This is a genomic window from Hyphomicrobium sp. D-2, assembly GCF_029872155.1.
Taxonomy (GTDB): Bacteria; Pseudomonadota; Alphaproteobacteria; order Rhizobiales; family Hyphomicrobiaceae; genus Hyphomicrobium_A.
This window is the reverse complement of record NZ_JARXLA010000008.1, coordinates 340,562-360,300: the sequence shown is the minus strand read 5'-3', so window position 1 is coordinate 360,300 and position 19,739 is coordinate 340,562. Positions and strand designations below refer to the sequence as shown.

Below are 19,739 nucleotides of genomic sequence, written 5' to 3'. Positions count from 1 at the left end.
ACGGCGCAGTTTTATGCTGATATGCTGGCGGCGTCGGAAGCGAATGCCATTGGCTCGCAGGAGCGTCCGGCCCCAGCCCAGCGCGCTTGCACCGCTATTCTGCGGGATTTCAGTATCGTTTCGCTAGCGCATTCTGCCACACGGATGATGAAGCCCAGTGCAGCTTGTTGCTGAAAACTTGGTCTTGGAGCGCGGCAATCGCAAGGTTGCGAATGATGTTTCCTTCACGCTTGAGGGTGGGTCGGGCTTAGTCCTGACAGGCCCGAATGGGTCGGGAAAATCAACACTTCTGCGTGCGCTGGCCGGATATCTTCGCCCGGCTTCGGGCTCGGTTCGGATTCTGGGCATTGGTGGCTCGGATGGCGACACTGGTGAATCCTGCGAAGTGGGGGAGGTGTGCCACTTTGTCGGACACCTGGACGGGATAAAGAGCCATCTGACGGCCGCTGAGAACCTGACCTTTTGGGCAACCTACCTTTCGGACCGGGCTGATTCGGGCCATTCGGTCGCACATCGGGTGTACGACGCGCTGGAAGTTTTCGCGCTCAATGCCCTCGCTGACATCCCCGCTGGCTACATGTCTGCAGGCCAGAAGCGCCGCCTGGGGCTGGCGCGTCTGCTGGTGGCGCATCGCCCGCTGTGGCTGCTGGACGAGCCGACCGTGTCGCTGGACACCGGTTCAGCCGACATTCTGGTCAAAGCCATCAATCGGCATCTCAGCGACGGCGGCATGGCCATCGTTGCCACCCATCTGCCGCTCGCTATCGAACCGGCGCGCGGTATTTCGTTGGTGCGGAAGGAGGCGCAGGCGTGAGCGCATTCCTGGCACTGCTGAAACGCGACCTGATGCTGAGCGTCCGCCAGGGCGGCGCTCTGGGTACGGCGCTAGGTTTCTATATGCTGGTGGTGACGCTGCTGCCGCTGGGGCTCGGACAGGACCTCAACCTGCTGTCGCGCATCGCGCCGGGCATTCTGTGGATCGCGCTGCTGCTGGCGGCGTTGCTCTCACTTGGCCGTGTGTTTTCATCGGATCACGAGGACGGCACGCTGGATGTGCTGGCCACGGGGCGGATGCCGCTGGAGATGGTGGTCGGCGCAAAAGCGCTGGCGCACTGGATATCGACCGGCATTCCATTGGCGCTGACGGCGCCGGTGCTCGGCCTGATGCTTAACCTTGATATCGCGGTCTATCCGCTGCTGATGGCGACGATGCTTGTGGGCACGCCGGCGGTGAGCTTTATCGGTGCGGTGGGCGCGGCTCTGACGCTGCGGTCCTATCGCGGCGGGCTGCTGATCGCTCTGCTGGTGCTGCCGCTTTACGTTCCGACGCTGATCTTCGGCATGGCGGCGGTAAACGGGCTGCTTGGAGTGTCGGGCACTTCGGCCGCGATGCTCATTCTTGCGGCGCTTTCGCTGACTTCGGTGGTGCTGTGTCCGTTTGCGGCCGCAGCGGCCCTGCGCGTGCAAATGCAGTAGCGAATGCGATGGACGGACCGGGGCGGAAAGGCGCAAATATGACGGGTCGTGAAAGAACATGCCGTTGGGACAGCTTGTTCATTTGCGCTTCAGGCTCCCCTAGATTAGATCAATTCTGATGCAGACGCTGACACAACGCCTGGCCAACCCGACCCGCTTCATGGAGCTTTCCGGTTCCGTGCTGCCGTGGATTGCCGGTGCTGCCGCCGTGGTGATTGCATACGGTCTTTATCTGGCGTTTTACGTCGCCCCGCCGGACTACCAGCAGGGCGAAACGGCCCGTATCATGTACATCCACGTGCCGTGCGCATGGCTGGCGATGGCGGTTTACGCCATGGTCGCAATGTCGGCCTTCGGGTTCCTGGTGTTCCGGCATCCGCTGGCCGATGTCTCGGCCAAAACCGCCGTGCCGCTGGGCGCAGCCTTCACGTTTCTGGCGCTGGTGACGGGCTCGCTGTGGGGCCGCCCGACGTGGGGCACATACTGGGTGTGGGACGCGCGGCTCACCTCCGTGCTGATCCTGTTTTTCCTGTATCTGGGCCTGATGGCGCTGCGATCTTCCATTGAGGATGAGTCGCTGGCCTCGAAGCTGACCGCCATTCTGGCGCTGGTCGGCATCGTAATGCTGCCGATCATCAAGTTCTCGGTCGATTTCGGTAACACGCTGCACCAGCCTGCCAGCGTACTGCGCGTCGGCGGCCCGACCATCGACACCGCCATGCTGACGCCGCTGCTGGTGATGGCGCTGGGCTTTACGCTGATGTTTGTGGCGATGCACTTCAAGGCGATGCGCAACGAGATCCTGCGCCGCCGCGTGCGAGCGCTGCAGTTGGCCCAGGTCGAGAAGGCTCAGGCATCGCAACTAGCGGCGGCGGAGTAGGCTGATGGAACTGCTGCTCGGCATCGATCTTGGTCCGCACGCCAGCTTTATCTGGGCGGCTTACGGAGCGGTCGTTGCGGTGATCGGTGGCCTCATCGCCTGGCTTTACATTGACGGACGCATCCAGCAGCGGAAGCTGGCGGCTCTGGCTGAACAGGGCGTGCGCCGCCGCTCGGCGCGCCGCGCCTGATAACGATAGATCCTCTCAAGCAGACCGGAAGATTATGCAACCGGACCCCGCGACCAACGCCAATACATCTTCCCAGCAGCTTGCTCCGCGCCGCCGCAAGACCGGCGCCGTGCTTGCGCCTCTGATCGTTTTTGCGGTTCTCGTGGCGGTGTTCGGCTTCGCCCTCAAAACCGGCGATCCCTCCAAGCTTCCTTCTGCGCTGATTGGGAAACCCGCGCCGCAGACTGAGTTTGCGCCGTTGCCGGGTCTGGCTGCGGATGGACAGGCCGTGCCCGGCTTTTCCAGCGCCGAGCTGGCCAACGGCAAGCCGGTTGTCGTGAATTTCTGGGCTTCGTGGTGTGTGCCGTGCGCCGAAGAGCAGCCGCTGTTGGTGAAGCTGCAGCAGCGCACCGGCGTGGCGCTGTACGGCGTCAACTACAAGGACGATCCGGTTTCAGCGCGCCGCTTTCTGGGCCGGTTCGGTAATCCGTTCGCGGCTGTCGGCGTAGATCCGAACGGTCGTGGCGCCATTGAGTGGGGCGTCTACGGGATGCCGGAAACGTTCGTGCTGAACGGCAAGGGCGAGATCATCTACAAGCACGTTGGTCCGGTATCGGCGCAGAGCCTGGCTGAAAAGGTGGAGCCGATGATCGTCGAGGCGCAAAAGGCGGCTGCAGGCGCAGGCACTGCGGCATCGCCCGCCCCGGCTTCGTCCGCTGCTCCGGACTCGGGCGCGACGCAGCCGAACTGAGCGCTGCTGGTTTCTGCTCGGTCGGCGCAGAGAGCCCCGTACGTCCGCACCGCAGGGCTGAAAACAAAAAGGGCGAAGGCGCTGCATGCGGCCTCCGCCCTTATTTTTATCGCTGCCCGAATGCTGATTACAGCGGGAAGAACTCGCCGCGCGAATGATTGAGCACCGTCAGCGTGCCGGTTGAGATGTCGAAATAGCAACCGTGCAGCGCCAGACGCCCGCGATTTTCCGCATCGGAAACGAATGGGAAGGTGCGCAGGTTGGTAATCGAGTTCTTGATGCCTTCCTTCTCCAGCGCTGCCTGCTTTTCGGCCTGCGGGCAGTCGTGGTGGGTTTCCAGCACCTTGGTGCGAGCGTCATCCAGCATCGACATCCAGCGCGAGATGAACTGCGCCTCGGTCTGAATGGCGGCGCTCTGGTTCAGCGCGGCTTTGACGCCACCGCAACCGGAATGCCCCATGATGATGAGGTGCTTGATGCGCAAATTGAGGATGGCGAACTCGATCGCCGAGCTGACACCGTGGAACCGGCCGCCGGTTTCGTAGGGCGGCACAAGGTTGGCCACGTTGCGGACGACGAACAATTCGCCCGGCATGGCGCTGAAGATCGTTTCCGGATCAACGCGACTGTCGGAGCAGGAAATGATCATCGCCTCGGGCTTCTGCCCGTAGGTTGCCAATTCCTCATAGTCCTCGGCGCGCGGCAGGAAATGGCGCTTGTGGAAGCGGCGATAGCGGTCGGCCAGTGTTTCTGGAAAGCTGCTCATGGAATTTCCATGCCTGTTTCTTGGTTCAGTGCGTAGGCGTCAAATCGTCCGGGTAACGAGTGATCGGCAGAGCGCCGTTTAACCGTTGCCGAGGGCGTCGGGTAGGGGAAACTTGCCGCGTGGCAACGCGCGGTTTATCGTCCGCAGCGCCGGGGGAAGCGGCAAATGATCGTCAATACAATGCCATCGCGCGCCTGCCGGCGAGCTGGCACAGCATGGACTATAACCTTATGAATGCGCCCTATTCGTCCGCGGCTTTTGGCCGTGATTTCATGGCGTCAATAGTAGTTTTTCTAGTCGCACTGCCACTTTGCATGGGCGTTGCGCTGGCTTCGGGCATGCCCCCGATGGCTGGCATCATCACGGGTATCATTGGCGGCATCGTTGTTGGTTTCCTTGCCGGTTCGCCGCTGCAGGTGAGCGGTCCGGCTGCCGGATTGACGGTGCTGGTGTGGCAGTATGTGCAGGATTTCGGCGTCGAGATGCTTGGCGTCATGGTGCTTTTCGCCGGTCTGATCCAGCTCGTCTCTGGAATGCTCAAGCTGGGTCAATGGTTCCGCGCCGTTTCGCCGGCAGTCATTCACGGCATGTTGGCGGGCATCGGCGTGCTGATTCTGGCCTCGCAGTTCCACGTCATGATGGACGCCAAGCCGCTGGGCGGCGGCATCGAGAACCTGATGGGCATCCCGAGCGCGCTCATAAATGCGTTCCGTACGGGTGATTCGCACTTCACTGCGCTGCTGGTTGGCCTGCTGACCATCGCCGTGATTTTCGGCTGGAGCGCGATTGCGCCGAAGCGCCTGCGCCTTGTGCCCGCGCCGCTGGTTGCGGTGCTGGTGGCCATCGCGGTCGCCGCGGCACTCAATCTGAAGATCGATTACGTCAGCGTGCCGGAGAACATCTGGGCGGTTACGGTTTTCCCGACTACCAGCAACCTGATGCGCATTCTTGAGACGCCGATCCTGATCGGTGCCATTTCGATCGCTTTCATCGCCAGCGCCGAAACGCTGCTGTGCGCCACGGCTGTGGATCAGATGCATCGCGGTCCGCGCACCAAGTATGACCGCGAGCTTTCGGCTCAGGGCATCGGCAACGCGATCTGCGGCGCGCTGGGTGTGCTGCCGATGACGGGTGTGATCGTTCGCTCCAGCGCCAACGTTGAAGCAGGCGCCGAGACGCGCAATTCGGCCATTTTGCACGGTGTTTGGCTGCTGGTGTTCGTGGCGCTGCTGCCGTTCACGCTGGCCTATATTCCGATTTCGGCGCTGGCCGCGATCCTGGTCTATACCGGCTATAAGCTGGCCTATCCGAAGATCGTGCCGACGCTGCGCAAGTATGGCCGTGGCGAGGTGGTGATCTTCTTCGTCACCGTCATCATGATCGTGGCTACCAACCTGCTGGAAGGTGTGCTGGTGGGTCTGGCGCTGTCGCTCATCAAGCTGCTGTACGCATTCTCGCATCTCGATGTGCGCAAGGAAGAAGCGGCCGACGGCAAGCGCGTTGACCTGCACCTCAGTGGCTCTGCAACTCTCATCCGTCTGCCGAAGCTGGCTTCGGAGCTTGAGACGCTGCCGCGCGGATCACAGGTTCATGTGCACATCGCCGATCTGGAATACATCGATCACGCGTGTCTCGACCTGCTGACGAACTGGGATCGCCAGCACGCGGCGACGGGCGGATCGCTGACGATCGAGTGGGATCAGCTTTCGCAGAAGTACCACCAGCGCCGCATCTCCAGCCGCAAGGCCGCGCGGGAAGCAGCCAAGGCCGGTGCGTGGTCTGGTCCAACGCCGACGCCGGAAAACGCATCCCGTTCTTGAGGGGTTGCTGACTGATCCGGCTCTGCGCAAACGGCGCGCATGAAAAATCGAAGGGCGGTTCGTGGAAACGGGCCGCCCTTTTTCGTGGCTGGTTGAAGTTGCGATTGGTCGGCCGACTTGATGTTGTCCGGGGTGCGCGTCAGACGGCGCTGACCGGCAGCGCCTTGGCTGACGCCCATAGCGCCGCCGCTCCAGCCAGCGGCAGTTCCTCCAGTCCGTGGGCGGCGGTCACACTGGCATCCACCGCCGAGGCAGCGGCGCTGAGGCAATCGGCGGGGGCGTTGCCGTTCAGAAGCTGGCCGAGGAACATGGCGCATAGCATGTCGCCGGTGCCGTGGGGTGCTTCCTCGCGCAGCTTCACGCTGCAGGCGAGCGCCTCGTCGCGGGTGACAAGCACATTTGCCAGCCGGTTATCGCCATCGGGTACCGATGTGGCGAGCAATGTCGGGACGGCGAGCTTGCGGGCCGCGTCGCGCGCTTCGACGGGATTACCGACCGGCGCCTTCGCCAGCCACGAAAGCTCGAAGCTGTTGGGCGTGGCGAGATCGGCCAGCGGCATGAGTTCGGTGACGATGGCGGTTGCAACGGCTTCGGGCAGATAAAGCCCGCCGGGTTCGTCGCCGAACACAGGATCGCACAGATAGCGCGCGGCAGGATTGGCCGAGCGGACCATCGCCACGGCAGCGCGCGCGGCTGAAACATGATCGCGCGTCGGCAGATAGCCGGTGATGACCGCGTCGGTTCCAGCTAGCCAGCCGTTGGCGGCCAGTGCTTCGGCAATCGCGACGATGCGATCGGCGGGTACGGCGTCACCAGCGAAGTGCGGATAGGCCGGATTGCACGACAGCACCACGGTGGGCAGCGGCATCACCTCATGGCCGAGCCAGTGCAGCGCCGGCACGATGGAGGCGAGACCCACCGAGCCGTAAGCGACGTGGGAGGAGATGGCGAGCACGCGGGCCATGGCTTGTTCCGGGATTGGGCTGTTGTGGTGCGGGATGTGGACGTGAGGGCGGAATGTGCAGCGTTGCGCGCCGGATGAAAGCCCAAATGACTGCGGGCGGACAGAAGAAAGTCTGAGTGGAGCACAGGCGTCCGGTCACACGCTGGATCGCCGCGCCGTGTAGGACATTGGTAGATGGGACAGATCGCACTTGCGAAAGGCAACATGCAGCCCTTCCGGATTCGCCCGCTGAACCAGCAAATGCTTTTTCTACAGGCGCTTGGCGGCAGTGATCGTTAATCGCCAAGCCATCTAATCCGGCTAGAATTGTGCAGCGCACATGAGAGGGCCTTGCCATGACCGTCCGTCCGCGACGCAGCGTGCTTTATATGCCGGGTGCCAACACGCGCGCGCTGGAGAAGGCGAAGGTCCTGCCTGCGGACGCGCTGATTCTCGACCTTGAGGACTCGGTGGCGCCGGAAGCGAAGGCCGAAGCGCGCGAGAACGTGTGCGAAGCGGTGCATGGCGGCGGCTATGGCCGGCGTGAGCTTGTCATTCGCGTCAACGCCATCGAGACCGCGTGGGGCATGGACGATCTGCGCGCTGCCGCCAGCGTCGAGCCCGATGCGATCCTGGTGCCCAAGGTTTCGAGCCCCGGCGATATCGTCACCGTGGCCAAGGTGCTGGACGCCATCAACGCGCCATCCAGAGTGCGGGTGTGGGCGATGATGGAAACGCCGAGCTCCATTCTCAATGCGCGCGAGATTGCGGCGCTGGGGGCTGATCCGGAAACACGGCTTTCGTGCCTGGTGATGGGCACCAACGATCTGCTGAAGGAAAGCCGCGCTCGCGCCCTGCATGATCGCGTGGCCGTGGTGCCGTGGCTGGCGATGGCGATCGTTGCCGCCCGCGCCTATGGGCTCGATATTCTGGATGGCGTCTACAACGATTTCCGTGACGATGTCGGTTTCCGGGATGAGTGCGAGCATGGCCGTACGCTGGGGATGGACGGCAAGACGCTGATCCATCCCTCGCAGGTGGGGCCATGCAACGAAATCTTCTCGCCGACCGTTGAAGAGGTTTCGTGGGCCAGAAAAGTCATTGCCGCCTTTGAGGAACCCGCCAATCGCCAGAAGGGCGTCATCACGCTGGAAGGCCGGATGGTCGAGCGCCTGCATCTGGTGATGGCGCGGCGGACTGTGGCCATCGCCGATGCCATTGAGGCCATGCGGCGAACCGAAGAAGAGTGGTTCTGAGGGGCGTTTCCGGGTCAAAGCGGCGAAAAGGCAGTCGACAGAGCCTGTCTTTGTGGACTATTCGGCCCTTGCGCCCAAGGAAAGGACCAGCTCAGCGATGACTTCGACCAAGACCAATCCCGGCAATTATTTCGAGGATTTCAAGTTCGGGCAGGTGATCGTGCACCCGACGCCGCGCACGGTGTCGGTGGGCGATGTGGCGCTCTATACAAGTCTTTACGGCACCCGCTTCGCGGTACAGTCGTCGGATGCGTTCGCCAAGGCCATCGGCTATCCGCAGTCGCCGCTTGATGATCTGCTGACGTTCCACGTCGTGTTCGGCAAGACGACGCCGGAGATCTCGCTGAATGCGATTGCCAATCTCGGCTATGCCAACTGCCGCTTCCTGAAGCCGGTTTACCCGGGCGATACGCTTTCCTCGACCTCCGAGGTGATCGGCCTGAAGGAAAACTCCAACGGCGAGACCGGCACCGTTTATGTGCGCTCGACCGGGCGTAACCAGAACGGCGACATCGTGCTCGACTATGTGCGCTGGGTGATGGTGCGCAAGCGCGACAAGGCTGCGCCCGCGCCTGAGGCCATCGTTCCGAACCTGCCGCAGCGAGTAGATCCGTCCGAACTGGGCGCCGCTGTGCCGCCGCTCAACACCAGCCAGTATGACTATGCGCTGGCCGGTTCGCCCTATCGCTGGGGCGACTATGAGGTGGGCGAGAAGATCGCGCACGTCGACGGCATGACGCTGGAAGAGGCCGAGCATCAGATCGCGACGCGGCTTTATCAGAACACGGCCAAGGTGCATTTCAACCAGCACACCGAGGCCAAGGGCCGCTTTGGCAAGCGCATCGTCTATGGCGGCGTGGTGATCTCACTGGCGCGCGCGCTGTCGTTCAACGGTCTGAACAACGCGTTCCATCTGGCGGCGATCAACGGCGGGCGGCATGTGTCGCCGTGCTTCGCGGGTGATACGGTCTATGCGTGGTCGGAAGTGCTGGAGAAGGTGGAAGTGCCGGGCCGCACTGACCTGGGCGCACTGCGCACCCGCCTCGTGGCGGTGAAGAACAATGACTGTTCGGATTTTCCGCTCAAGGATGCAGATGACAAGTACGCCGATGGCGTGATGCTCGATCTGGATACCTGGGTGCTGCTGCCGCGCTGATCGGACTACGACCTGCTGGCTATCGATGCGCCCGTCTGGCTTTTCCGGTTTCGGAGGCCGGCGGGCGTTTCTCTATGCCGGCGATCGGGCGGGAAGGCTGGCCGGGCCGCCAGTTGTACTTTAGCAGGCTAGAGCCTTTCAGCGTTTTATTGAAACGCGGAAAGGCTCTAGATGTTTGTTTGTCGTGCTTCTTGCCGGAAAACCGGTTCCCACTTTTCCGGAAGCACTCTAAGGGCATCGCGACGTCCGGCCTTCGCAAGATTTGCAGTCTAGAATCGCAAACTTTTACGGAATTCACAGGGGTTAGCGCTGCTTGCAAATGTGCAGATGTGGCGTTTGGCGGTTTGCCGCGGACCGTTCTGCGCGTTAAAACGAATCTAAGACCCAACAGTGAGGCAATCTCCATGGCCGGGGTGACAACCGAAAAGCGGTCGCGCGCGCGGCCGCTATCGCCGCATCTGCAGATCTACCGTCCCATGATCAACATGGTGATGTCGATCCTGCATCGCATTTCCGGAGCAGCGCTGTATTTCGGCTCGCTGCTGCTGGCGGTGTGGCTGCTCGCGGCGGCGACGGGGCCGGATCAGTTCAAGTTCGTCAACTGGCTGTTCTCGACCTGGCCGGGCATCATCGTGCTGGTTGGATACTCCTGGGCGCTGATCCTGCACATGCTGGGCGGCCTGCGCCATTTCATTTGGGACACCGGCAGGGGCTTTGATATCGGCACGGTCGATCTGCTGGGTTGGGCCACCGCTGTGCTTTCGGTGCTGCTGACGGCGGCGCTGTGGATCTACATCGCCAGCCAGCAGGGATGGTTCGCGGCATGGGCATGACAACGCCATTGAAGCGCGCGCGCGGGCTTGGCTCGGCGCATGAGGGCGCTGACCATTTCATCAAGCAGCGCGTTACCGGCGCGATCATCGTTGTGCTGTCGGCGTTTGCGATCGGCATGATCGTGCATCTGGCGGGCGCTGATCTTGCTACGGTGAAATCGACGTTCGCCAATCCGCTGGTTGCCGCTGCGCTGATCGCGCTGATCCTGGCGACGGCGGTGCATATGCGGCTGGGCATGCAGGTCATCATCGAAGATTACGTCCACGGCGAATTTTCAAAGATGCTGCTGTTGCTGGCCAACACGGTGTTTTCGGGAGCCATTGCATTGGTCTCGGTTTTCGCCGTCCTGAAATTGAGCTTCGAGGGCTAGCTCGATGGCGCAGAAAAAAAAGAATGGCGCGGCCAATTCCGCTGCGAAGAAGCCGGCACCGGCGCCGCTGATCGCTGGCCACGCTTATCCGATCCACGATCACACGTATGATGTGGTTGTTGTCGGCGCGGGCGGAGCAGGTTTGCGCGCAACGCTCGGCTGCGCAGAAGCCGGCCTCAAGACGGCGTGCGTTACAAAGGTGTTTCCGACGCGCTCGCACACCGTGGCGGCGCAGGGCGGCGTGGCGGCATCGCTGGGCAACATGGGCCCCGACAACTGGCGCTGGCATATGTACGACACCGTCAAAGGGTCGGACTGGCTGGGCGATCAGGACGCGATTGAATATCTGTGCCGCAATGCTCCAGCTGCCGTTTACGAAATGGAGCACTACGGCGTTCCGTTCAGCCGCACCGAGGATGGCCGCATCTATCAGCGTCCGTTCGGCGGCATGACGACCGAGTTCGGCGAAGGCCCGCCCGCGCAGCGCACGTGCGCCGCTGCCGATCGCACCGGCCACGCCATGCTGCACACGCTGTACGGTCAGGCGCTGCGCTATTCGGCTGAGTTCTTCATCGAGTATTTCGCGCTTGATCTGCTGATGGACGAAGATGGCGTCTGTCGCGGTCTGCTGGCGCTGTGTCTCGACGACGGCACGATCCATCGCTTCCGGGCCAAGCGCACCATTCTCGCCACTGGCGGCTATGGCCGCGCTTACTTCTCGTGCACCTCGGCGCATACCTGCACGGGCGACGGCAACGCGATGCTGCTGCGTGCGGGTCTGCCGCTGCAGGACATGGAGTTCGTGCAGTTCCACCCCACCGGCATTTACGGCGCGGGTGTTCTGATCACGGAAGGTGCGCGCGGCGAAGGCGGCTATCTCACCAATGCCAACGGCGAGCGCTTCATGGAGCGTTATGCGCCGAGCGCGAAGGATCTTGCGTCACGCGACGTCGTTTCGCGATCGATGACGGTTGAGATCCGCGAAGGTCGCGGCGTCGGCCCAGATGGCGATCATATCTTCCTGCATCTGGATCACCTCGATCCGGCCATTCTGGCGGAGCGTCTGCCGGGCATCACCGAAAGCGCGAAGGTGTTCGCGGGCGTCGATCTGCGACGCGAGCCCATCCCGGTTATTCCGACCGTGCATTACAACATGGGCGGCATCCCGACGAACTATCACGGCGAGGTGCTGACGCTGAAGGACGGCGATCCGAACGCGATCGTTCCGGGGCTGATGGCTATCGGTGAAGCTGCGTGCGTTTCCGTACACGGCGCCAATCGTCTGGGTTCGAACTCGCTGATCGACCTTGTGGTGTTCGGCCGTGCTGCCGGTCTGCGGTGTGCTGAAGCGCTGGAGTCGGGAACGGCGCAGCCGGATCTTCCGGCCGCGGCGACCGACCGTGCGTTGGCTCGCCTGGACAAGTTCCGTTACGCCAAGGGTCCGACGCCGACGGCGGATCTGCGTTTGCAGATGCAGCGCTCGATGCAGTCGCATTGCGCAGTGTTCCGCGATGGCCCGGTGATGGCGGAAGGCGTGAAGCAGATCCATGAGATCTGGAACGCTTCCGGCGATATCGGCATCAACGACCGCTCGTTGATCTGGAATTCCGATCTGGTCGAAGCGCTGGAATACGACAACCTGATCGCGCAGGCCGCAGTGACGGTTGTCGGTGCGTTGAACCGCGAGGAAAGCCGTGGCGCCCATGCGCGCGAGGACTTCCCCAACCGCGACGACACCAACTGGATGAAGCACACGCTGGCCTGGGCTGATTATGCGTCGAAGTCGGTGAAGCTGGATTATCGTCCGGTGCACACCTACACGATGACGAACGAGATCAGCTATATTGAGCCCAAGGCGCGCGTTTACTGATGCGCGCCTGAGAATGGCAGGCTGAAACGCGGGCCGAGAGGGGATGGACGGGATGCTCAAATCCGGAATGATCCCCAGCCTCAGGGCCCGCGACCTCGGCGCAACGATCGACTTCTACCAGCGGCTTGGCTTTGCCCTGAAGGGCATCGAGCCTTGCGGAGGTCCGCCGCAATGGTGCGCCCTTGGCCGCGATGATGCGGTGCTGCATTTCCATGTGATGGATCTCGACGGGCAGTCGCGGGAACCGGCGCTGTCGGGCACGCTTTACATTCCGGTTGATGATGTCGACAGGCTGGCCACCGAGTGGGCCGGTTTGACCCCTTATATCTGGGGCCCTGAAGACATGCCCTATGGCTGGCGCGAGTTCGCAATTTGCGATCCCAACGGCTATACACTCGGCTTCTTTCAAAAGGCGCACGGCCAGCCGGCCAGTCCAGAAGCTTAGTCCGGGCCCATAACAAGCGCCGCCGCAGGGATGTGAGAATGAGCAAGCGTACTGTGCTGATCACCGGGACGTCGGCCGGGTTTGGGATGCTGGCTGCTGTCGAACTGGCGAAGCGTGGCTGGCATGTGATCGCGACCATGCGCAATCTGGAGCGGCGCGGCCGTCTCGATGCCGCCATTGCGGAAGCGGGCGTCGCCGCTAACGTGGATCTGGTGCAGCTCGACGTGACCGACCCGGATTCCATTGCTCGCGGTGTCGCCGACACGCTGGCGCTGACTGGCGGCAAGCTGGATGCGGTGGTGAACAACGCTGGCGTGGCTGCGGGTGGCGCATTTGAGGATATTCCGGACGCTGACTTGCGCCGGGTGATCGAAACGAACTTCTTCGGCGTGCTGGGGCTTACGCGTGCGCTGCTGCCGACATTCCGCAAGCAGCGTGCCGGTCGCATCGTTTTCATATCCAGCGAGGCGGGTTTCAACGGCCAGCCGGCAAACTCAATCTATGTAGCTTCGAAGTGGGCGCTGGAAGGCTGGGTTGAATCGATCGCTTACGAACTGGAGCAGTTCGGCATCGAGCTGGTGCTGGTCGAGCCTGGCCCGTACGTGACCGACATTTGGCAAGCTTCGCCGCGCGTAGCTCCGGCCGACAGTCCCTATCGACGCTGGAGCGAGAACGCTTTCCGCGCGGGTGACGCGCACGTTGCGGCCGATGGCGGCGATCCGCAGGACGTGGCGGTAAAGATTGCCAAGGTGCTGGAAGTAAAGCATCCGCGCTTCAGAAATCCGGTGCACCGGACAGCACATTACATGCACATCGTGCGTGGAAAGCTTCCCAGCCGCTGGATCAAGCGCGGTGTTGAGGCGTATCTCGGCCTGAGAAAAGTGCGGCTCTGATCGCGTTGCGGCGATGCCATGCTGTGCGGGTGGAATTGAACGATGCTCGCTATGCGAGTCTGTATCTGGCCCGCCACGCCTGTGCTGTCACTTGATGCCAGCGGTGCGCTGAAGCCGCAAAAGCCGCTCAATTACGTGTAAGTGTGCGCAGCCTCCAGCCGCATTCCGGTAGAGGCGTGCTTACGCTCAGCTATCAGGAAACGAGCAGATGATTAGCAAATTTTGCGTCCGGCTGGCTTTTGTAGCGGCCGCTTTTTCAGTTCTGGCCGTAGCGCCCGCTGCGGCTGCAGAAGAATGTAAAGACCCGGTGACGGCAGCCGGTGCGCCGGCAACGCTGCGTGACCTTGGCGCCTATCCCAATTCGCTGTTCGCCTGGCGTGCTGCCGTGAAGGAGAAGTATGGCCACGAGTTCAACTCCTGGCGCTACTCCAAGGAGCGCAACGTGGATTGCAAGGAATCCGGCGGCAAGTGGACCTGCACCCGCACCGCAGTTCCGTGCATCGACAAGCTGCACCAGCTGACCGGCGCGGCCAAGGAAGCGATCAAGAAAAGAGAGTGCAAGGCTGAGTCGCTGAGCTCCTACGGTGCGCGCAAGAAGTACCGCATGGAGGCTGAAAAGCAGGCGATCTATGGTTGGGAAATCGACGTGCGCCAAAAGCACGGCAAGGAATGGGCTGTCTGGGGCAATGCCGTGGATGCCGATATCGATTGCCGCGGGCTGAAGGGCGGCAACACGCAGTGCATCGCGTTGGCGACGGCCTGCCTGCCCTGATCGGCAGCACGTTGATTGATTGAATGAGGGCCGTTCCTGCTGGGGCGGCCCTTTTTCGTATCCGTTTGCAGTGCTCGGCGGGTCACGCGGTGGCGAGGGTGGCCCAAAAGAAAGCGGCGGCCGGGTGTCCCGGCCGCCGCTCAAAATCTGTCAGCTAATTCGGATCGAATTAGATGATGTCGATCTCAGCCGGCATGTAGGAGGTGACCTCAAGGCCAACTTCCTGCTCGCGAACGGCTGGCTTGCTCCAAACCTTCATTGTCTTTCCTCCTGCTAAAGCCTAGGCGGCGAGTACCGCCTGTCTGATGGACAATATGTAGCAACTTCCGGCGATAAACAGAAATCGCAATTGCGTGATGACGCAATAAGGGAATCTGATCGGCTCGATAAGGTCGCCGCATCATTTAATGTAGTTGTTTTTCAATGACTTAATAATTTTAGCGCGGCCGTTGGCGCTGTTTCGGCGCTTGGCCTTTGGGGTGCAGAAGAGCGCCAGATCACGGAAGGTTCGAGAATCAGAACTTCCGAGCCACCCATTCCGGTGCCACCGGGGCCGATTTGAGCCCTCGCGGATCTCTGCCAGCTTCTCCGCGCGGCAGATCCTTACAAGCCGTTTTTGCAATCCAAAGAATTTGCGCAAAACCTGCGCGCCCGATTTTGCAGCCTTCTCAGGCAATTGCGCTAGCCTCCCTGCTGTCGCCGGAGTGTCCGGCCCGCAGATACAACAGGGGCTTTTTGCATGCCGTCCATTCTTGTCGTCGTGGCCTCCTCGATCGCCGCTCTTGTGTCCGTGTCTGCAGCCGATACTGCCCCTGCTTCATGTGTCGAGGGGCTCTCCAGGATCGCGCAGCAGATGCGCATCGCCGAGATCGGAGCAAGCAACGCTCAGACCGCCGCCGTGACATCGCAGCCGATGCGGGTGGCTGAGATCGAAACGCAGCAGGAAAATCTGGACGCGGATGTTCATCATCCGGGTCAGAAGGGCGATGAGGCTGAAGCGATCCTGAAGGAATCGAAGGAGAGCTTCAAAGTCACACATCAGAGTTTCGACGACTGCATGAAGGATTGGGGCCCTTCAACGCAGATGAGCAAGGAAGAGTGGGCGCAAAGCTGCCGCTCGACGCTCAAGTATTTCCCCGAAGGCAAGTAACAGCGGCTCGGGACGGGTCCGCGGGGAGGGGGCGTCTGCTCGCGAGGGTGAGGCGCACTTCGCTTTCACATTACGAGGTAAAAGATGAAACACACTCTGCTGCGGCGCGCCGTGGCCACGCTTTGTGCTGGCCTGATGGCATCGACACCCGCTCTCGCCTGCACCGACGTGCGCCTGATGGCGAAGGATGGCTCCGCGTTCAGTTCGCGGACGATGGACTTCGGCATGGACCTCGAAAGCGCGCTGCTGATCGTGCCGCGCGGCAATGAGGTGGTTTCACCTGCTCCGAAGGGCAACGGTCTGACGTGGAAGGGCAAGTACGGCTACGTCGGCATGAATGCATTCAATCTGCCGATGATGGCCGATGGCATGAACGAAAAGGGCCTCGGCTTCGGCGCGCTCTATCTGCCGGGCGAGACGAAATATCAGGACGTGCCAGCCGATGGCAGCGCAAAGGCGCTTTCGAACGCTCTGTTCGGCGACTGGGTGCTGAGCAACTTTGAGACGGTTGAAGAAGTGAAGGCCGCTCTGGATGGCGTGACGGTCTGGGGCGAGAGCATGCCGCAGTTCGGTTCGTTCATTCCGCTGCACTTCACGATTCACGACGCAACCGGCAAGAGCATCGTGATCGAGTATGTGGGCGGCGCTGCGAAGGTCTACGATAACACCGTCGGCGTGCTGACCAACTCGCCCACCTATGACTGGCACATTCAGAACCTGCGCAACTACGTTTATCTGTCGCCGCTGAACGCAGGGCCTGAGAAGATTGGCAACGTGACCTATACGGGAACGGGCCAGGGCTCGGGGCTCTACGGCCTGCCGGGTGATCCGACTCCGCCGTCGCGCTTCATCATGGCCGTGGCCTCGTCGCACCTCGCCATTCAGCCGAAGAACTCTGCTGAGGCGCTGACGCAGGCGCAGCACATCATGAACCGCGTCGACATCCCGAGGGGTTTGGTGCGCGACTATTCAAAGACGACCAAGGGCACGGTGGCCGGCGACTACACGCTCTGGACGGTTTTCCGCGACCACGCCAATCTGGTCTACTACTGGAAGACGTATGACCACCCCAACCTGCGCGCTATCGATCTGACGAAGATCGATTTCAGCAAAGGCCAGTCAATTCGTCAGTGGGCTATTACAACTTCACAGCCTGCCGCTGAGATGATCGACTCCAAGGATCTCAAGCCAGCCAAGCTGCAATAATTGGCGGCTACCCTTGATTCGCAGTAGACGCCGGAGGGCAACAGTAGCTCTGTTGCCCTTCCGGTGTGCTGTTACACCCGTTCCCTTGCCGTCCAAACGCCTCTGGATTCGATTGCGAATCACTGGCAGCGGTTTTCCTGCCGGAGACAAGCGCTTTCCGGAGGTGTCTGTATGAAGGCTCTGCGGCTCAGACTGGCCGTTGCTGCAGCGGCATTTTTCATCGTGACGCCGATGGCGATGCCGGCAAACGCAGCTATCAAATGCCGTGACGGCAACCAGAACATCTCCGGCAACTGGACGCCGACACCCTATTGTCAGGACAAGCTGCTGTTTGAAGTGGCCAACTCGCGCGGCTTCAAAACCTCGTTCGCGGCGATCCGCAACAATCCCAACCACAAGAAAGAGCTTTGCCGCTTTCTGTTCACCGATATTCGCGTCGAGATGACGTGCCTAGACGCAGGTGTTCCCGGCTTCATCGGCGGCGGGCGATGAATCTGGACGAATGCGTTGAACCAATTCGCCCGATGATCATTGCTGCATGGCGCATCGACGTGGCGCGGTTATCGCTCCGGTTCCGAGTTAGTTGATAGCCCCTGAAGCAGCAGGCGTTCGGCATCTGCAATGATCTGGGCGTGATCGAAGGCGAGCTGCAGTTCGCGCCAATTCGCAACCCACTCGGCACTGGCGGCATCATCGCCGCCCTTAACGGGTGTGTTTCTTGTCTGGGTGAGGTAGGCGACCGAGCAGGTATGTCCGCGCGGGTCGCGCTTCGGATCGGAATAGACACCGACCAGACGCAGCTGGTCGACAGGGATCTGAAGGCCCGTTTCTTCGTGTAGTTCGCGGCGGCAGGCATCATCGACACGCTCGCCGATGTCGACGAAGCCGCCGGGAAGCGCATATCCACCACGGAACGGTTCGTTGGCGCGTTGAATTAGAAGTACGCGTCGCTGGTCGTCAAAAACGACACAATCGGTTGTCAGAGCGGGTGTCGCGGGGAAAGCCATTGGTCGATACTCTTTCAAGAAGCGGGTCAAAAGGCGGTTTCTGGCTGTTTCGCGGTGACAGGCAGGAACTCGATCCCAATTCTACCTTGCCGCCGATCGCCGGGCGTGACGGAAGCTTATCCCTGTTGCGCCGGGCTGTTCCCGCTTTGCCTAAGGCGCTGAGGCATTTAAAAAAGGGCGGCGTTCAAGAGGAAGCTGCAGCGCGTGACACAGAACAAGACCTACCGATGCGGGAACCGGCCGTGACCGATGAACCCAAGGCGGCCGCAGCCGAAGTCGCTGTCGAACCGCAGGCTCAGCCACGCCCTGCGGAAGTTGTCAGCGAAACGCGGCTGGCGCCAGATCCGTTCACGGCGGTGCTGCCGGCCTTAGCAGCCCTGGGCGCGATTGCTTCCATCGCCACGATCAACTGGGCGGCGCAGGAGCGCACACCGGACCGCAGCCGTTCCAAACGCAAGGCGGCCACGGCGTTGCGGGATCTTGAAACCTGCTGTCTCGGCCTGCTGGAGATCTTTCGGCGCTTCCAGCGCAATCCGCGCCTTTTCGCGGGCGAAGGGGCGCCGGCATCTTCTCCGCTGAAATTTGGTGTGCATGGACCGCGCGTCGGCCCCGATGCGGCACGGCTCTTTCAGCAACTCATCAATGACGTCGCGTCGATGCTGGTGCTGGCTTCCCAGAACGCCTTCGATGTGATGTCGGCGGTCGAGGATGGGGAGATCGAGGCGCCGGAAGAGCTGTTCTTTGGCTTCGGTGAACAGCAGGATCGGCTTAATCAGCTTATCCAGTCGCGCGCGACGTTGAAGGCCTCGGTGGATACCGGTGCCGATGTGGCAGCACGGCTGACGCTTCTGGTGCGCGAACTCAAGCGCTGCCGGCCTGAATAGCCAACTCTACGGGTCAGGTTTTGCTACTAAAACGCGACGCCAGCGAGCGTTGACATCGGCGTTTGCGGTGCGTCATGTGGGGCTGACGGGTGTGGCATTTGCCGACAGCAGGAAAGCCCCAATAATATGGTCCACTTCACACTCCCCAGAAACTCCAAGGTCCAGCGCGGAAAGACCTGGAACCAGCCGGAAGGCGAGGGGTCGTGGAAGGAGTTCCAAGTTTATCGCTGGAACCCGGATGACGACGAGAACCCGCGGGTCGACACCTATTGGGTGGATACCGACCGCTGCGGTCCGATGGTGCTCGACGCACTTATCAAGATCAAAAACGAGATCGATTCCACGCTGACCTTCCGGCGTTCGTGCCGTGAGGGCATTTGCGGTTCGTGCTCGATGAATATCGACGGCACCAACACGCTTGCGTGCCTCAAGGGCTATGACGACGTCAAAGGTCCGGTGCGCGTCTACCCGCTGCCGCATATGGAAGTGGTGAAGGATCTCATTCCGGATCTGACCAACTTCTACGCGCAGCATCGGCTGATCGAACCGTGGCTGCAGACCGATACCCCGGCGCCGCCCAAGGAGTGGCGTCAGTCGCATGCGGATCGGCAGAAGCTTGACGGTCTGTACGAATGCATCCTGTGCGCGTGCTGCTCCACGTCGTGCCCAAGCTATTGGTGGAACCAGGACCGTTATCTCGGTCCGGCCGCGCTGTTGCAGGCATTCCGCTGGGTTCAGGACTCGCGCGATGAGGCGACCGGTGAGCGGCTCGACAATCTGGAAGATCCGTTCCGGCTCTATCGCTGCCACACGATTTTGAACTGCACCAAGGCTTGCCCGAAGGGCCTAAACCCCGCCAAGGCGATTGCGGAGTTGAAGAAGCTGATGGTCGAGCGCCGCGTCTGATAGTCAGGCCGGTCGCGCCGTCGTACGCGGTTTTCCTTTGTGCCTCGCGCCCACCACCGCGAGCAGGCAGTAGCCGCGAGGCTGCTGCCTTTTTGTTTGCGGAATGCATCGCCCGTCGTGGCGCGAGCTGTGTGGCTGGCAGCGCGATGGCTTTTCATCGCATCGCGGCGCAGCTCCAGCTCATT

24 protein-coding genes are annotated in these 19,739 nt (G+C 61.7%); 19 read left to right on the top strand and 5 right to left on the bottom strand.

From position 1 onward, the window contains the following. The first annotated feature begins 157 nt into the window (after positions 1-157). The 5 genes from ccmA (at position 158) to QEZ49_RS14120 (ending at position 3,276) form a co-directional block, all read left to right on the top strand. Complete coding sequence (ccmA, locus tag QEZ49_RS14140) at positions 158-814, top strand: heme ABC exporter ATP-binding protein CcmA (RefSeq protein WP_280387855.1); 657 nt, start codon at positions 158-160, stop codon at positions 812-814. Continuing rightward, the gene (ccmB, locus tag QEZ49_RS14135; protein WP_068459762.1) at positions 811-1,476 is read left to right on the top strand and encodes a heme exporter protein CcmB; all 666 of its coding nucleotides are present in this window, start codon (positions 811-813) and stop codon (positions 1,474-1,476) included. Before ccmA ends, ccmB begins: the two co-directional genes overlap by 4 nt. Positions 1,477-1,594: 118 nt before the next feature. Beyond that, positions 1,595-2,356, top strand: coding sequence for a heme ABC transporter permease (locus QEZ49_RS14130; RefSeq protein ID WP_280387852.1), 762 nt, complete (start codon positions 1,595-1,597; stop codon positions 2,354-2,356). Positions 2,357-2,360: 4 nt separating this feature from the next. After that, entirely contained in the window at positions 2,361-2,546 is a 186-nt protein-coding gene (gene ccmD / locus QEZ49_RS14125) for a heme exporter protein CcmD (RefSeq protein WP_280387850.1), read from the top strand. A gap of 34 nt (positions 2,547-2,580) precedes the next feature. Then, positions 2,581-3,276 (top strand): DsbE family thiol:disulfide interchange protein, encoded by a 696-nt coding sequence (locus tag QEZ49_RS14120; RefSeq protein WP_280387848.1) that lies wholly within the window; start codon positions 2,581-2,583, stop codon positions 3,274-3,276. A gap of 127 nt (positions 3,277-3,403) precedes the next feature. Here QEZ49_RS14120 and QEZ49_RS14115 read toward each other — a convergent pair whose 3' ends face one another. Further along, positions 3,404-4,042, bottom strand: coding sequence for a carbonic anhydrase (locus tag QEZ49_RS14115; RefSeq protein ID WP_068459757.1), 639 nt, complete (start codon positions 4,040-4,042; stop codon positions 3,404-3,406). Positions 4,043-4,257: 215 nt separating this feature from the next. On the opposite strand from QEZ49_RS14115, the gene QEZ49_RS14110 reads away from it, so the two are divergent. Then, a complete protein-coding gene (locus QEZ49_RS14110; protein ID WP_280387846.1) occupies positions 4,258-5,862 on the top strand; it encodes a SulP family inorganic anion transporter in 1,605 nt (534 codons plus the stop codon). Positions 5,863-6,001: 139 nt separating this feature from the next. Here QEZ49_RS14110 and pdxY read toward each other — a convergent pair whose 3' ends face one another. Continuing rightward, positions 6,002-6,826 carry a pyridoxal kinase gene (gene pdxY / locus QEZ49_RS14105; protein ID WP_280387844.1) on the bottom strand — a complete coding sequence of 275 codons (825 nt, stop codon included), beginning with the start codon at positions 6,824-6,826 and terminating at the stop codon, positions 6,002-6,004. Positions 6,827-7,161: 335 nt separating this feature from the next. Here pdxY and QEZ49_RS14100 point away from each other — a divergent pair, with 335 nt between their 5' ends. The 8 genes from QEZ49_RS14100 (at position 7,162) to QEZ49_RS14065 (ending at position 14,401) form a co-directional block, all read left to right on the top strand. Beyond that, positions 7,162-8,061 (top strand): CoA ester lyase, encoded by a 900-nt coding sequence (locus QEZ49_RS14100; protein WP_280387842.1) that lies wholly within the window; start codon positions 7,162-7,164, stop codon positions 8,059-8,061. Positions 8,062-8,158: 97 nt separating this feature from the next. Further along, complete coding sequence (locus QEZ49_RS14095; RefSeq protein WP_280387841.1) at positions 8,159-9,217, top strand: MaoC family dehydratase; 1,059 nt, start codon at positions 8,159-8,161, stop codon at positions 9,215-9,217. 404 nt (positions 9,218-9,621) lie between these two features. Then, entirely contained in the window at positions 9,622-10,050 is a 429-nt protein-coding gene (gene sdhC / locus QEZ49_RS14090; protein ID WP_280387840.1) for a succinate dehydrogenase, cytochrome b556 subunit, read from the top strand. Next, positions 10,041-10,421 carry a succinate dehydrogenase, hydrophobic membrane anchor protein gene (gene sdhD, locus QEZ49_RS14085; protein WP_280387838.1) on the top strand — a complete coding sequence of 127 codons (381 nt, stop codon included), beginning with the start codon at positions 10,041-10,043 and terminating at the stop codon, positions 10,419-10,421. The genes sdhC and sdhD overlap by 10 nt, the downstream gene beginning before the upstream one ends. A 4-nt stretch (positions 10,422-10,425) precedes the next feature. Continuing rightward, positions 10,426-12,291: a succinate dehydrogenase flavoprotein subunit gene (gene sdhA / locus QEZ49_RS14080; protein ID WP_280387836.1), complete on the top strand. Its 1,866-nt coding sequence runs from the start codon at positions 10,426-10,428 to the stop codon at positions 12,289-12,291. A 52-nt stretch (positions 12,292-12,343) separates the two neighbouring features. Next, the gene (locus tag QEZ49_RS14075) at positions 12,344-12,736 is read left to right on the top strand and encodes a VOC family protein (RefSeq protein WP_280387834.1); all 393 of its coding nucleotides are present in this window, start codon (positions 12,344-12,346) and stop codon (positions 12,734-12,736) included. Positions 12,737-12,774: 38 nt separating this feature from the next. Further along, positions 12,775-13,629 (top strand): SDR family NAD(P)-dependent oxidoreductase, encoded by an 855-nt coding sequence (locus QEZ49_RS14070; protein ID WP_280387832.1) that lies wholly within the window; start codon positions 12,775-12,777, stop codon positions 13,627-13,629. Positions 13,630-13,837: 208 nt separating this feature from the next. Continuing rightward, positions 13,838-14,401 carry a hypothetical protein gene (locus QEZ49_RS14065; protein ID WP_280387830.1) on the top strand — a complete coding sequence of 188 codons (564 nt, stop codon included), beginning with the start codon at positions 13,838-13,840 and terminating at the stop codon, positions 14,399-14,401. A 169-nt stretch (positions 14,402-14,570) separates the two neighbouring features. Here QEZ49_RS14065 and pqqA read toward each other — a convergent pair whose 3' ends face one another. Together pqqA and QEZ49_RS14055 are read right to left on the bottom strand one after the other, a co-directional pair. Next, complete coding sequence (gene pqqA, locus QEZ49_RS14060; protein WP_068459738.1) at positions 14,571-14,660, bottom strand: pyrroloquinoline quinone precursor peptide PqqA; 90 nt, start codon at positions 14,658-14,660, stop codon at positions 14,571-14,573. A gap of 141 nt (positions 14,661-14,801) precedes the next feature. Continuing rightward, positions 14,802-15,077 carry a hypothetical protein gene (locus QEZ49_RS14055; protein WP_280387828.1) on the bottom strand — a complete coding sequence of 92 codons (276 nt, stop codon included), beginning with the start codon at positions 15,075-15,077 and terminating at the stop codon, positions 14,802-14,804. Positions 15,078-15,140: 63 nt separating this feature from the next. Here QEZ49_RS14055 and QEZ49_RS14050 point away from each other — a divergent pair, with 63 nt between their 5' ends. The 3 genes from QEZ49_RS14050 (at position 15,141) to QEZ49_RS14040 (ending at position 17,249) form a co-directional block, all read left to right on the top strand. After that, complete coding sequence (locus QEZ49_RS14050) at positions 15,141-15,551, top strand: hypothetical protein (protein WP_280387826.1); 411 nt, start codon at positions 15,141-15,143, stop codon at positions 15,549-15,551. 84 nt (positions 15,552-15,635) lie between these two features. Beyond that, positions 15,636-16,757: a choloylglycine hydrolase family protein gene (locus QEZ49_RS14045; protein WP_280387824.1), complete on the top strand. Its 1,122-nt coding sequence runs from the start codon at positions 15,636-15,638 to the stop codon at positions 16,755-16,757. A 171-nt stretch (positions 16,758-16,928) separates the two neighbouring features. Then, a complete protein-coding gene (locus tag QEZ49_RS14040; RefSeq protein ID WP_068459732.1) occupies positions 16,929-17,249 on the top strand; it encodes a hypothetical protein in 321 nt (106 codons plus the stop codon). A 68-nt stretch (positions 17,250-17,317) separates the two neighbouring features. Here QEZ49_RS14040 and QEZ49_RS14035 read toward each other — a convergent pair whose 3' ends face one another. Continuing rightward, the gene (locus tag QEZ49_RS14035) at positions 17,318-17,764 is read right to left on the bottom strand and encodes an NUDIX hydrolase (protein ID WP_280387822.1); all 447 of its coding nucleotides are present in this window, start codon (positions 17,762-17,764) and stop codon (positions 17,318-17,320) included. A gap of 242 nt (positions 17,765-18,006) precedes the next feature. Between QEZ49_RS14035 and QEZ49_RS14030 the strand changes: the two genes are divergently transcribed. Further along, entirely contained in the window at positions 18,007-18,648 is a 642-nt protein-coding gene (locus QEZ49_RS14030) for a hypothetical protein (protein WP_280387820.1), read from the top strand. A gap of 126 nt (positions 18,649-18,774) precedes the next feature. Then, positions 18,775-19,554, top strand: coding sequence for a succinate dehydrogenase iron-sulfur subunit (locus tag QEZ49_RS14025; RefSeq protein WP_068459728.1), 780 nt, complete (start codon positions 18,775-18,777; stop codon positions 19,552-19,554). The last annotated feature ends 185 nt before the right edge of the window (positions 19,555-19,739 follow it).